Genomic DNA, 13,044 nt, shown 5'->3' on the forward strand with positions numbered 1-13,044 from the left:
GTTCGTCGAGGTCATTTGGGTTCCAGGTACACGCGCAGGGAGTCCTCGCCGAACATCGCCAGGGCGTGGTCGAGCAGGGTGCTGACGTTGATCGTCGGCAACTGGTCGAACAGGTCCGCGTCGATGCCGGGCGACGGGATCTTCGGCAGGATCTGCGCCAGGTAGGGGTTGAGGGTCGACAGGAACGGGTGGATCGCCTCGGTGACATTCGGCCACAGCCGGCCGTCGACGATCAGGCTCTCGCCGGCCACCAGGGTCGCCAGGAACGATTCGAGCACCGTCGACATTCCGGCGGTGAACTGCGGCAGAGGCCGCACCAGCTGCTCCAGCTGTGCGCCGTAATTCTGGGTGCTGGTGAACATGGTGGCGATCTTGGCCCGTCGCGACATCAGCATCGAGGCGATCAGCCGGGTGCCGTCGCTGATCTGCCGGAACTCGGTGGCGTTACCGTCCAGGGCCTGGCGCACCGTGTGGAACACCCCGGCCAGCGGATCGGCGGCCGCCAGTTGCGACAGCGCCGAGATGTTCTCGAAGACCCCCGGAATGGATTCGGGTTCGGCCACCTGATCGGTATCCAGGGCGGCGCCGTCGGGCAGCGCCGGGCCGTGGGTGGCCCGCCGGATCACGTTGACGTACGGCTCCCCCAGTGCCGACTGCAGTTCGATCTCGACCACCGAGTCCGCCGGGATCGACTGGTCCGCCGGATATTCCAGCACCAGCTCGGCGCCGCCTGTCACGGTGCGCGAGTCGGCGACCCGGCCGGATTTGACGCCGTCGAGGTAGACCGGGGTGCCGTCGAGCACCAGGTAGCTGTCCTGCACCCGCAGGGTCAGCGTCCGCGGCGACGACCACGGCTGTGCGTGGTAGACGTCGATGGCCAGGTAGGCCCCGCAGGCGGCGATCACCAGCAGGAACGCGATCGTATTGCCCAGCGCTTCGCGCAGCGCACTCATTCTCATCGGGTCATCCCCAGCATCCGGAAAGCCTTGACCATCTGATCGGCCAGGTCGCGGTCGGAGGTGCCGGTCGCCACAGCGATCGAGCGAATGTCCAGCGCCGGTCCCTGTTTGAGCGCCGGGATCACGCTCTCGCGCAGCAACTCCAGCAGCCGGGCCGGATTGGAATCGCGGATGGTCGCGTTGGGCCATCCGGGGAACGCCAGCGGCATGGTCACCTCACCGATCAGCCGGGTGGCCGCGGTGAGCAGCGGGACCGCCGGCAGGGCGTTGCGCAGGGTGCGTTCGACGCCCACCAGCAGGTCCAGGATCATCGAGGCGTCGGTGACGGTCCGCATGTGGTGCACACCCTCGGGGCTGAGCAGATAGTCCAGCGAACCACGCATATCGGCGAGCCGTTCGACGACGCCGCCCAGGCCGGTGAGCATCCGGTTGAGACCGTCGGTGTCGTCGGCCCAGGCCCGCAGGGTGTCCACGGCGACCGCTTCGGCACGGCGCACCTCGGCCGGATCGGCGGGCAGCTGCGCGAGCACCGAGGCGAAGGTGTTGCCCAGCTGCGGCAGGGCTCCGCTGCCCAGGAAGTTGGCCAGCGAGACCATCAGCTCTTCCACCTGCACCGGTGGGCGGACGGCGCTGCGCGGGAGCGTCGCCCCCGGCGCCAGCCTCGCCGCGGCCGGGCAGTCCGGGTTGGTCACCGCCACGTAGGTATCGCCCAGCAGGGTGTCCTGCTTGAGTTCGACCGCCGCGGTGCGGCAGATCCGGGTCTGCGGTGTCACCCGCAGTTCGGCGACGGCGCTCTCGCCGCGCAGGCGGGTGCCTTCCACCCGGCCGACCTCCACCCCGTCGACGACGACCTTGGAGTGGTCGGGCAGCCCGACCACGGTGTCGAATTCGGCGAAGACGGTGGCACCGTCACCGGCGGCGCCCGGGATCGGCAGCGACTGGGCCGAGAACCAGGAACTGGGGCCCAGCAGCAGCACGATCGCGGCCACCGCCACCAGACCGGTGAACACTGTGCGTTTCATCGTGCTCCCGTCATCTGCAGAACCATCGCCACCGCATCGATCCGCACCGGTTTGCCACCGGCCCGGGTCACCGCGGTGGGCCCCTTGTAGCGGATCCGCAGACCCAGCGACTGCTGGTCGGGTCCGGTGGTGAACGCCCGCGACAGCACCGGGGTGGCGGCCAGCAGATCGGTGGTGGCCGTCAGGTTCTTCGAGATCAGATCCACCAGCGAGACCACCACCTCCAGCGGCGGCCAGGCGAAGTCGCCGTAGCGCCGCATCAGGTCGGCCAGCAGGACGATCACATCGGGCAGGGCCATCGCCATCTCGCCGATGTGATCGATCATCGGTGCGACCAGCGGTTTGAGGACCGGGCTGCTCATCGTGATGAACGAGGTGAGCAGTTCCCAGTTCTCGTCCAGACCGGTGGCCATCTCGGCGATGTTGTCGATCAGGACCGCCGTATCGGTCAGCGCACCGGTGATCGGGGTCTTCGCCGGTTCGGCCAGCTGCCGGATCAGCGCGTTCAGCACCGGGCCGGTGCCGTCGAGTTCGCGGTCCAGCGAACGCATCGCCCCGGCCACCCGCCGCAGATCGTCGAGGTTCCCCGAGCCGGTCATCTCCCCGGCCAGTCCGGACAGGGCGTTGAGCGAGGCCGAGATCGACAGCGGCGTGTTGGTGGCGTCGCGGCCGATACAGGTCGCCGGATCCAGCGTCGGCCCGTCCTCGTCGTCGCCGATCAGCGCGACCTGCCGCACCGCGATCACCGACGGCGCCACGGTCGAGGCGCGGATCTGGGCGGGCAGCGGATCGGTGCCCTCGACCGAGAAACGCACCCGCGCTGTGCCCTCGCGCGATTCGACGGCCAGCACCTGCCCGACGGTGACTCCGCGGCGGGTGACCGCGTTGCCGGGGAACACCCCCACCGCGTCGGCGAACTCGGCGCAGTATTCGGTCGAGGAGACGGTGAACCGCGAGAACCCGGTCAGGGTGACGGCGAAGGCCAGCAGGACCGCGACCACGGTGCCGCTGACCAGCCAGCGCGAGCCCAGGATCCGCGTTAGCATCAGCACTTCACCCCCGGGATCGGCACGCAGAGGTCGGCGGCGAATACCAGGGCCGAGTGGTCGATCAGCAGGCCGCCGTCGTCGGCGACCATCCCCTCCAGTCGCCGGATCAGGTCACGGCCCTGTCCGATCAGGTCGGGGCCCTGCTCCAGGAACGGCGTGAACTGTTCGACCAGCACATCGATCTTGGCCAGTAGCGGATCCAGGTCGGCCCGCACCGCGGCCGCCGCCCCGCCCATCCGCGACAGCATCGACGCCAGTCCCTCCAGGGAGACGTTCAGCCGCTGCCCGAAGGTGATGTATTCCGACAGGAAGGCGCTCAGATTCTGCGCCAGGGTCACCAGGACGTCGCTGCTGGCGGTCAGACTCTGCGAGTACTCGGCGGCGGTGGCCAGCATGCCGCCGAACTCGTCCTGCCGGCGCTGCAGATTGGTCAGCATCGACGAGAGCGTCTCGATGGTGCCCGACAGCGACCCGGGATTGTCGGCCAGCCCCTGGTCCAGATCGATCAGCAGATCGCGCACCGGGCGACCGTCGATGCGGTCCACTTTGGGCGCCAGGGTCTGGAAGGTCTCGATCAGGCTGTAGGGCACCGAGGTGCTCTCCACCGGGATCGGTTCGCCGGCCGGCAGCTGCTCGTACCCGATGGAGGTGATGTCGACGTAGTTGCCGCCGACGATGGTCAGCATCTTGATGTCGGCGATCGACTCGTCCCCGATGAAGGTGCCGCGCTGCACCGCCAGTTCCACGTCGACGTGCGTGCCGGCCAGGGTCAGCTTCTTGACCGAGCCGACCGGGACACCGGCCACCCGCACGTTGTCGCCGACCCGGATCTGTCCGGCCTCGGCGAACTGGGCGACCACCCGGTACTGGCCCGGGGTGAACACGTACAGGCCCACGCTCACCAGGGCGATCACGACCACCAGCGCGATCCCGGCCAGTCCCCAGCGCAGTTGATGATTCACCGTCGGCACAGCGTCAGCTCCTTGCCTTTGATGAAGATCGCCAGGGTCGGCGGCAGTTCGGCCCGACCCTTGGAGCAGTCGGCCTGGGTCGGCACCGCCTGCGGGGTCAGTGCCTGATCGAGGGCGTTGCGCACCCCGGGCAGGGTGGTGAGGACCTCGAGCATCGACTGCGCCAGCGGCAGCACGGGGTCGAGCAGCTCGTACAGGATCGGTTCGCTGCCCTTGCGGAAGCCGGCGGCGGTGAGCAGCCGGTTGACCTCCACGGCGGCCACGCCGCTGGAGTCGGCCAGCGACCGCAGCCCCGGGCCGACCCGGGTCACCACGGTCCCGAATCGCGCGAGGTAGTCGATGATCGGGCTCAGATACTCCGAGCGGCCGTCGACCACTGTCGAGATCTCGCTCAGGTTGTTCACCAGCCGGTCGATCACCGCGGCCCGGTCGTCGGCGAACTCCAGGACGGTGGTCAGGGAACGCAGCATCTCCCCCATGCCGCTGCCGTCGCCCTGGACCACGGCGAGCATGCTTTCGGAGAAGCGGTTCACATCCTCGGGCGACAGGGTCGCGAACACCGGCGCCAGCCCGTTGAAGACCTGGGTGATGTCGAACGACGGGGTGGTGCGGTCCAGCGGGATGTGTCTGCCCGGCGACGGCTCGGCCGTCCCGTCCTGGGTCTGCTGCAGATCCACGTAGCGCACCCCGGTCAGGTTGAGGTAGCGGATCGCCAGGCGGGTGTTCTCGCGCAGCGCCGCCGGATCGTCGACGTCGAATTCGATGCGGGCGATCGATAGATCCTCGTCCCGATGGACTCCGATACCGGTCACCTTGCCGACCCGGACGCCGGCCGAGCGGACATCGTTGCCGACCTGCAGACCGGCGACGTTGTCGAAGTCGGCGGTGTAGGCGGTGGCCGGGCCGGCCAGCGGGCGGTCGATGGCGCTCAGGACCAGTTTGCCTCCGCTGACGCAGAGGACGGTGAACACCAGCAGCAGCAGGGAGGCGCGGCGAACGTTGGTCATCGGGCCCCCAAGGCTGCGGTCACACCCGGTACCGAGGCGAGCATCACGTCCACCCGCAGGCGGGGCCCGCCCGGGCCGTCGGCCAGTGCCTTCTCCAGCCGGCCGATCAGTTCGGCGACGTCCTCTCCGTTGGCGCGCGAGCCCGGGAAGGCCCGGGAGATCCAGTTCATCGCCGCCGCTGCCGGGGGCAGCCAGTCCGACAGCGCGGTGAGTCCGCGCGGTCCGCTGAGCTCATCGAGGTCGTCGGCCATCAGGGTGGAGGTGACCAGCAGCCCGTTGTACATGGCCTCCTGGAAGCCCTCGCGGCGCGGCGGTTCCCAGGCCAGCAGCTCTTCGAAGGCCGGCAGGAATGTGGCGCTGCCCTCCGAGAGCTGGGTGACCAGCCGGCTGAACAGCGGCAGGCTCTGCCGCGGGGCGATCCTCTGGGTGTCGGCCAGGGCTTTGCCGATCTCTCCGGCGATCCCGGCGACCGGGGCCAAGCCGCGGACGGCGCGGCCGGCGGTGGCCAGGATCTCGCCCATGTGCGGGTCGAAGGCGTCGTTCTGCAGATCGGTCAGCTGGCGCAACAGGCTTGTCAGAGTCGCATCGGTGGTCGACGCCGGCGCCAGCTCGCTGCCGTCGGCCAGCGGGTGGCCCGGTGCCGGATCCAGCACGATCGCGCTGATCCCGAACAGGTTCTTGGGGGCATAGGTGACGTCGGTGCGGGCGGTGACCAGTCCGCCGGGCCCGAGCACCCCGTCGTCAAGCACCAGGTGCAGCGCGAACTGTCCGGGTGCGGGGACCGAGACCTGCTCGAGGGTGCCCAGTTCGGCGCCGTGAATCACCACCGCAGAACCAGGCACGATGCCCGAGGCGACATAGTCGGCGCGGATGGTCAGGTGTGCTTTGGCCGGCGAGGCGACCTTGGTCACCCACACCGCCAGCGGCACCAGCACCGCCAGGACGGCCAGAAAGATCAGTGCCCGCTGGCGGAAGACGCCGGGGTCGGCGGCCATCCCGGGCGCCCGGAAGTTGATCATGCCCTCATCCCCGGAACACGAACGGGGAACTGATCCCCCAGAACAGGACGGTCATCAGCAGGTCCAGAACCCCGATGGTCACCAGGCTGGCCCGGATCGCCCGGCCCGAGGCGGTGCCCACCGATTCGGGCCCGCCGGTGGCGAAATAGCCCCGGTAGCAGTGGATCAGGGTCACCGCCAGAACGAACACCGCCACCTTGATCAAGGCGAACAGCAGATCGGCCGGGGCGGCGAACTGGTCGAAGTAGTGCCGGTAGGCGCCGCTGGATTCGCCCTGCAGCGCCACGATCCACGCCGCACTCAGATAGCTGGCGACCACGCAGATCAGGAACATCGGGATCGTGGTGAGCAGTCCGGCGATCATCCGGGTGGAGACCACGAACGAGATCGAGCGCACCCCAACCACCTCCAGCGCGTCGATCTCCTCACTGATGCGCATCGACCCGATCTCGGCGGTCATCCGGCAGCCGGCCTGTACCGCGAAGGCCACCCCGGCCAGCAGCGGCGCGAATTCCCGGGTGATCGCGAACGACGACACCGCCCCGGACACCGGTCCCATCCCGAGCATGCTCAGCGTGCCGTGCGAGACGATCGCGACGGTGCCGCCGGCGGCGAAGCCCAGCACCGCCATCACCATCGCGGTCCCACCGCCGACGATCAGGGCACCGCGGCCCCACATCAGGTCGGTCACCGTGCGGATGGTCTGGCGGCGATAGGTCAGCAGCGCCGACGGGATGCGGGCGAAGGTGACCGTGCAGAAGGTGAGGAAGTGTCCGACCACCGCCAGTGCGTCGGAGATCCGCTCTCCCAGGCGCCACAGCACGCCCAGCCGTCCGGCCGCATAGGTCGACGGAATACCCACCTAGCCAACCCCCGCCTTGTTCGACATCAATGTCGAAAACGTTTCTAACACAAAACTCTCAGTCGTTGACCGTGTTCGACTGCCACGGCAACTGTGCGCGACGGGTGGCGTGTACCGGGCAGTAGTGGATCGGGTTGTCACGCTCGGCCTCCGAGGGCAGATTGCGCTTGGGAGTCTCCAGAATCGGGGCGTCCATCGGCACCCGGCCGGCCGCACGATCATCGCCGTCGCGGGCACGCGGATGGCGGCGGTACCGGGGCGGCACCAGCTTCATCGCCGCGCTCACCGCCTTGCCGAACAGCCGCAGCCGACGCTCGTCGGAGTCCGACCACGTCAGCCCCAGCATTTCCCGGATCGGCTCGTCGTACAGACCGGTGGTGATCCACATGAACAGACGATTGACCCCGCCGATCTGGCGGCGCCAGAGCCACAGCGGCATCCAGCCCTTCATCCACGGCGGTGGCGGCAGCGTGGTGATGTCCAGGACGGTGCGCACCGCCTCGTGGTCGCGCAGCACCCGCCGGCACATGTGATCCCAGTACTCGAGGAACTCCTCGTAGGTGTCCGGGCACGGCCGCATGCTGACCCCGTACATCGAGTACCAGATGCGCGACTCCTCGAACAGCCGCCGCTTATCGGCCTCGGTGATCGGCGGGCCGAAGAACTCGGCGCAGCGGACGTTGCCGTACCAGAAGGTGGCGTGCGCCCAGTAGAAGACGTCCGGGTCCAGCGCGTGATAGCGCTTCCCGTCGGGCATGGTGCCCTTGATCGTCAGGTGGTAGTCGCGGACCTGCTTGCCGGTGGCCGGGGTGCGGTCGAAGACGACGCCGCCGATCGGGTAGATCGACCGCAGCAGACGCTCCCAGCGCTCGTCGAAGAAGTCGGAATACTCCCAGACACCGGCGGCCAGTTTCGGGTGCATGTTCTGCATGGAGCCCGACCACAGGCCCATCAGCATGCCGCGCCAGTCGCCGAAGTAGCGCCACGTCGCCGAGTCGGGGCCGAGCATCTCGGTCTGGTCGGGCGCATCCGTGCCCAGGTCCATCATCTCTTGCGTCATGACACAAGATCCTACATCTGTGTCAATCAAATCGAGAGTTGAATCACAGCGATCGGTCACCGCGTCGTCGAACCGGCTGGTCGGCGCGAGGGTGATCGAGGTTACCGCGTAAGCTGAGGGCATGATCACGCGGACCAACGGACTGCTCGCCGGAGTGGTTTCGCTGATCCTGGGAGCCGCCGCGCACGGTGTCGCCGGCGGCTTCGTCCCCGACATCGGGCAACTGCTGATCCTCGGCGCGATCGCCGCCGGCGTGGGCACGATCCGGTCGGCACAGAAGACCGATTCGCCGCTGGCCATCGCTGCGGTGCTCGTCGCCGGCCAGGCCGCCTCCCACGGGGTCCTCACCGTCATCGGCGCGCACGCCGGCCATCATCAGGTGCACACCGCCGCCATGCTCGGCTGGCATGTGGCCGCGGTGCCGGCCGCCGCGGTGCTGCTGTGTGCCGCGGCCTGGTTGCTGCGTCTGGTCTGCGCACAGGTCCAGCTCGTCGTCGCACCCCGGTACCGTCGCATCCGGCCGGCCGCGGCCGCCCGCGTCGCCTCGCTCGTCGACGTACCCCATCACCTGACGCCCCGCCTCTCGGTAGGTATGCGTGCTCCGCCCGTCGCGGGCTGATCACGACATTCATTCACCTACCCCTTGAGAGGTTCTTTCATCATGGCCACACGCCGTACCTTCCGTCCGGCTGCCGCGATCGTCGCCGCAGCCGCACCGCTGCTGATCCTGACCGGCTGCAGCAGCACCGACAGTTCCCCCGCCGCCGACTCGGCGGCCGCCCAGCAGCAGGATCGCCTGGTGGTCACCGACCAGTGGGTCAAGGCGGCTCCCGAGGGCATGACCGCTCTGTTCGCCACCCTGACCAATCCCGGCGACTCCGAGGTCCGCGTGGTCTCGGGCACCAGCCCGGCCGCCGGCAAGGTGGAGTTACACGAGATGGCCGTCTCCGGCGGCGAGAATGTGATGCGCGAGAAGAAGGACGGCTTCGTCATCCCTGGTCGCGGCACCCTCACGCTGGCACCCGGCGGCGATCACATCATGCTGATGGACCTGAAGGGTCCCATCAACGCCGGCCAGACCGTCGAGGTGGATCTGCGCATGGCCGACGGCAGCACGCAGAAGGTCCGGGCCATGGCTCGCGACTTCGCCGGGAACCAGGAGAACTACCAGCCATGACCGCGTCGCGTAGATCTCCCCGGATCTCGCGTCGTGGATTCCTCACCGGTGCCGCCGGCGTCGCCGGCGCCGGCATCGGTGCTGCCGCAGTCGGTTTCGGCGTCGAGCGTTCCTCGCACGACGCCGAACCGGCGCGCCAGACCCTGGAGTTCTACGGTGCACATCAGGCAGGGATCACCACCCCGCCGCAGAGCCACGCCAACTACATCGGTCTGAACCTGAAGGACCCGAACGATCTGGGCACCCTCGGTGGCATCCTCACCCTGTGGACGCAGGACGGCGCCCGCCTTACCCGCGGCGAACCCGGCCTGTCCGATCCCGAACCCGAGCTGGCCACGGCGCCGTCGCGGCTGACCGTGACCGTCGGCGTGGGACCGCGGGTCTTCGCCACTGCGGCGCTGGCCGACCGCCGCCCGTCGTGGCTGGCCCCGTTGCCGTCGTTCTCCATCGACCGGCTGCAGGAACGCTGGGGACAGACCGATCTGCTGCTCGTGACCGCCGCCGATGATCCGGTGACCCTGGCCCACGCCACCCGGATTCTGACGGCCGCGGTACGCACCATCGCACCGGTCACCTGGATCCAGCGCGGCTTCCGGACCGCGCGCGGCACCCAGCCCGACAGCCAGACCCAGCGCAACCTGTTCGGTCAGCTCGACGGCACCGAGCAGCCGCCGCGTCAGCGGGACGACGAGCTGATCTGGAACGACGGCGCCGACCAGCCCTGGCTGGCCGGCGGCAGTTCCATGGTGATCCGCCGGATCGAGATGAACATGGACACCTGGGAAGAGCTCGACCGCGGCCCGCGCGAGCTGGTGATGGGGCGCACCCTGGACAACGGGGCGCCGCTGACCGGGACGCACGAGCACGACGAGCCCGACTTCGAGAAAACGCAGGGCGGTATTCCGGTGATCCCGGCGTCCTCGCACATCGCCCGGGCCCGTCGTCGTGCCGATCACGAACAGTATCTGCGCCGGGCCTACAACTACGATGACGGCGTCGGGGAGACGGGGCTGATCTTCTCCACCGTGCAGGCCGATCCCGTGCGGCAGTTCCTGCCGTCACAGCAACGGCTGGCCGAACACGACGATCTCAACGAGTGGACCGTCCCGATCGGTTCGGCGGTCTACGCGCTGCTGCCCGGGGCCACCGAGGACTCGCCGCTGGGGGCCTCGCTGCTGGCGTCGGTCGGCACCGCTTCGGGGGTGGCCGCGGGAGGCTGATTGTCCGGGCCTACCAGTACCGGCTCGGCGTCCAGACCCGTCAAGCCGTTCCAGCACAGGTTCACCAGGTGCGCGGCGACGACCTCTTTGGACGGTTCGCGGACGTCGAGCCACCACTGGGCGGTCACCGACACCATGCCCACCAGGGCCTGCGCGTACAGCGGGGCCAGCGACGGGTCGAACCCGCGGCGTTCGAAGTCGCCGGCAAGGATGTGTTCCACCTGGCTGATGGCGTCGTTGAGCAAGCTGCCGTAGCGGGTGTGGCCGTCCACACCTTCGCCCGTCGACTCGCCGCGCACCAGGATCGCGAAGCCGTCGGGACGTTCCTCCATGTAGGTCAGCAGCGCCAGCGCCACCTGCTGGATGCGGTACAGGGACCTGTTGTTCGACAGCGACGAGGTCACCATCTCCAGCAGCGTCTCCATCTCCCGGTCCACGACGACGGCGTACAGCCCCTCCTTACCGCCGAAGTGCTCGTAGACGATGGGCTTGGAGACACCGGCGCGCTGGGCGATCTCCTCGATCGAGGTCCCTTCGAAGCCGCGTTCGGCGAACAGTCCGCGGGCCACCTCGATCAACTGCAGCCGGCGTTGGGCTCCGGTCATCCGGGCCCGCGGTGCCCGCGCCACTTGTTCTGCGGCCTCGCGGGGCCGGCTCACTGATGCCATGGCACCAGTCTAGAGTCGCTCCGCCGCCGACCACCCGGACATGCACCTGCGGACCGGCTCGAACCCGGCGAGCCGAGCCGCCGGCACTAGCTTGGCTCCCGGACGCCGAACGCGTCCGGTCGGCCGACGGAACCTTCTGCCGGGGAGAGCATATGGCCGAGACCGTCATCTACCGTCTGCCGCAGCAGCGCGCCCGGCGACGGTTCCAGCCAGTGCGACCCGCGCACCCACCAGCGCGAGTGCTGCCACGGTAGAGGTCGTCAGCTTCTTCATCATGCTCACGTGTTCTCCCTTGGGCCCTGACGGCAGGGGCCCTCGGCGATCGGTGAGGTGATCACGCTAAGTCGGGGCGGCCCGGGAAACCCCGGTCGTGGATGGTTGCACGCACCTCCCCCGAATGTCTGCCGCTACGACCCCGGTCCCACCATCCGGTGACCGCCATCCCCGCGGCGATCGCCAGGATCATTACGGCGCCCCCGGCATAGACCGGCCCCGCGGCGACCATTCCCGTCGGGGGACCGTGCGAATCAGGCTCGTTGTAGAGCCCGACTCCGTACAGAATCGAGATCAGTGAACCGCCCATCAGAAGAACCGGAAGCACGACGATCACCGGAAATCCCAGCCCCCGGGCCACGTCGCGCCATTCCCGGCGCCGGCCGTCCGCGGGTGCATCGCTCTCGCCGTGCGGTGCCGCCGGTGCCCCGATCGGTGGCCACTTGCTCTCCGGTGCCGCGTGTCCCAGATCGGCCAGTATTCGGGGATGGACGAGCTGCACCTGGACCCACCTGTCGTAGGCATCGTCGTATCCGGGGTTCGCGGCGATGTATTCAGCGGCGCCGGCCTGAAAGATCGCGGCATCCTCGTCGCAGCGGCCACTAATTGCGTCGTACACCACCGCCGCGTCGACGGACCCCGCCGGGACTTCGCAGACCCGTATGCGGTCGAAACCCCTCTTGAAATCGCCGCTCCAGAGCACGAGTTCGATGAACTCGGAGCCGTCGGGCTGAATGCAGCGCCTGAATCTGTCCGTCAGGATTCCGCCGACTTCCGTCCACCGGCGGAACACCGGTCCGAACTCGGGCCGAATCGATGTCGGATCAAAACCCAGCATACCGACGGTCGTCGCGGCGTCATCACCGAAATCAGCCTCGAAGTAGGCGGTGTCCAGGTGCGCGGCATTGGCCACCTTCTGAGCAATCGCTCGGCGGACTACTCCGTTGAGGTAGCGCTTCACCGCGCGCGGTCCCGGACCTCGAAGAACCGGGATGAACTGGTAGGGAAACCCCGATCCGCATCGAGGATGCCCACCGCTTTCGCCGCGCCGTACACGCTGGCGTAACGCTGCAACGTCAGATCCGACGCGAGCACCTGGGCGACAGCGGTTTCGACAGCTCCCGTCGGGATCATCGCCGCGGTGACTCGCCGCACCCGCGTTCCGTCGATCACCTTCGCACCCGGATCGGCGTTGATCCAGCGCAACAACCGGCGCCGGGCATCATCGACATCGACGCCCTCCATCAAAGCCCCGGCCACGCTGTCCGAATCGACCGTTCCCGGTGCCCAGTCGAACGGCCACCGAGGTTGAAAGCACCCAGCGATCAGACGAACAACGGCCAAGCCCGCCAGAAAGGCGAGCGCCGACAGTACCAAGAACACGCCACCACGAGAGCAGACAAGGAGGTGAGAACCAGTACCGTCTTCGCAGCCTTCACCACGTCCGCCGCTAACCTCCCGTCGTGTAGGACGAGGCCGTATGCCAGCGAACCGACAACCAGCGGCAGCGCCAGGAATCGATGGCCCCTCAGGGCCGGCCCTGCAGCGTTATGCGCGGATGCGGAAGACCCCCGTGAACGTGGTTCACGGGGGTCTTCGAAGTTGTGTTCGGCGGTGTCCTACTCTCCCACACTGGTTAGGGTGCAGTACCATCGGCGCTGGAGGGCTTAGCTTCCGGGTTCGGAATGGGGCCGGGCGTTTCCCCTCCGCTATCGCCGCCGTAACTCTATGAAACTATTCACCGCACCTTGGTTCCT

General features: G+C 68.4%; 14 protein-coding genes and 1 rRNA gene. 3 read left to right on the forward strand and 12 right to left on the reverse strand.

All coding sequences use genetic code 11. The features are described 5' to 3' along the window. Positions 1-11: 11 nt before the first annotated feature. Genes GOHSU_RS12875 through GOHSU_RS12910 form a run of 8 tightly spaced genes read right to left on the reverse strand, consistent with a single transcriptional unit; the run spans position 12 to position 7,949 of the window. Positions 12-959, reverse strand: coding sequence for an MlaD family protein (locus GOHSU_RS12875; RefSeq protein ID WP_024332961.1), 948 nt, complete (start codon positions 957-959; stop codon positions 12-14). Beyond that, on the reverse strand, positions 956-1,981 hold the full coding sequence (locus tag GOHSU_RS12880; protein ID WP_005942443.1) for an MlaD family protein: 1,026 nt from the start codon (positions 1,979-1,981) through the stop codon (positions 956-958). The genes GOHSU_RS12875 and GOHSU_RS12880 overlap by 4 nt, the downstream gene beginning before the upstream one ends. After that, on the reverse strand, positions 1,978-3,027 hold the full coding sequence (locus tag GOHSU_RS12885) for an MlaD family protein (protein WP_024332962.1): 1,050 nt from the start codon (positions 3,025-3,027) through the stop codon (positions 1,978-1,980). The genes GOHSU_RS12880 and GOHSU_RS12885 overlap by 4 nt, the downstream gene beginning before the upstream one ends. Beyond that, positions 3,027-4,001: an MCE family protein gene (locus GOHSU_RS16915; RefSeq protein ID WP_005942447.1), complete on the reverse strand. Its 975-nt coding sequence runs from the start codon at positions 3,999-4,001 to the stop codon at positions 3,027-3,029. The genes GOHSU_RS12885 and GOHSU_RS16915 overlap by 1 nt, the downstream gene beginning before the upstream one ends. Beyond that, complete coding sequence (locus GOHSU_RS16920; RefSeq protein WP_005942449.1) at positions 3,989-5,008, reverse strand: MlaD family protein; 1,020 nt, start codon at positions 5,006-5,008, stop codon at positions 3,989-3,991. The genes GOHSU_RS16915 and GOHSU_RS16920 overlap by 13 nt, the downstream gene beginning before the upstream one ends. Further along, positions 5,005-6,027 (reverse strand): MlaD family protein, encoded by a 1,023-nt coding sequence (locus tag GOHSU_RS12900; RefSeq protein WP_005942451.1) that lies wholly within the window; start codon positions 6,025-6,027, stop codon positions 5,005-5,007. Before GOHSU_RS12900 ends, GOHSU_RS16920 begins: the two co-directional genes overlap by 4 nt. Positions 6,028-6,031: 4 nt before the next feature. Beyond that, complete coding sequence (locus GOHSU_RS12905; RefSeq protein WP_005942453.1) at positions 6,032-6,889, reverse strand: ABC transporter permease; 858 nt, start codon at positions 6,887-6,889, stop codon at positions 6,032-6,034. A gap of 58 nt (positions 6,890-6,947) precedes the next feature. Next, positions 6,948-7,949, reverse strand: a complete 1,002-nt coding sequence (locus tag GOHSU_RS12910) for an oxygenase MpaB family protein (protein WP_024332963.1) — start codon at positions 7,947-7,949, stop codon at positions 6,948-6,950. A 121-nt stretch (positions 7,950-8,070) separates the two neighbouring features. Here GOHSU_RS12910 and GOHSU_RS12915 point away from each other — a divergent pair, with 121 nt between their 5' ends. Genes GOHSU_RS12915 through GOHSU_RS12925 form a run of 3 tightly spaced genes read left to right on the forward strand, consistent with a single transcriptional unit; the run spans position 8,071 to position 10,346 of the window. Beyond that, on the forward strand, positions 8,071-8,568 hold the full coding sequence (locus GOHSU_RS12915; protein WP_005942459.1) for a hypothetical protein: 498 nt from the start codon (positions 8,071-8,073) through the stop codon (positions 8,566-8,568). A 42-nt stretch (positions 8,569-8,610) separates the two neighbouring features. Then, positions 8,611-9,126 carry a copper chaperone PCu(A)C gene (locus GOHSU_RS12920; protein WP_005942461.1) on the forward strand — a complete coding sequence of 172 codons (516 nt, stop codon included), beginning with the start codon at positions 8,611-8,613 and terminating at the stop codon, positions 9,124-9,126. Then, the gene (locus GOHSU_RS12925) at positions 9,123-10,346 is read left to right on the forward strand and encodes a Dyp-type peroxidase (RefSeq protein WP_005942464.1); all 1,224 of its coding nucleotides are present in this window, start codon (positions 9,123-9,125) and stop codon (positions 10,344-10,346) included. The genes GOHSU_RS12920 and GOHSU_RS12925 overlap by 4 nt, the downstream gene beginning before the upstream one ends. Here GOHSU_RS12925 and GOHSU_RS12930 read toward each other — a convergent pair. From GOHSU_RS12930 to rrf, 4 genes are all read right to left on the reverse strand, one after another. Then, entirely contained in the window at positions 10,250-11,014 is a 765-nt protein-coding gene (locus GOHSU_RS12930; protein ID WP_029760119.1) for a TetR/AcrR family transcriptional regulator, read from the reverse strand. The genes GOHSU_RS12925 and GOHSU_RS12930 overlap by 97 nt on opposite strands. Positions 11,015-11,348: 334 nt before the next feature. After that, positions 11,349-12,200 (reverse strand): hypothetical protein, encoded by an 852-nt coding sequence (locus GOHSU_RS12935; protein ID WP_024332965.1) that lies wholly within the window; start codon positions 12,198-12,200, stop codon positions 11,349-11,351. Between the two features lie 44 nt (positions 12,201-12,244). Next, entirely contained in the window at positions 12,245-12,664 is a 420-nt protein-coding gene (locus GOHSU_RS12940) for a hypothetical protein (protein ID WP_155821243.1), read from the reverse strand. A 229-nt stretch (positions 12,665-12,893) separates the two neighbouring features. Continuing rightward, a 5S ribosomal RNA gene (gene rrf / locus GOHSU_RS12945) occupies positions 12,894-13,010 on the reverse strand. Between the last annotated feature and the right edge of the window lie 34 nt (positions 13,011-13,044).

Origin of the sequence: Gordonia hirsuta DSM 44140 = NBRC 16056 (genome assembly GCF_000333015.1) — a bacterium.
Taxonomy (GTDB): Bacteria; Actinomycetota; Actinomycetes; order Mycobacteriales; family Mycobacteriaceae; genus Gordonia; species Gordonia hirsuta.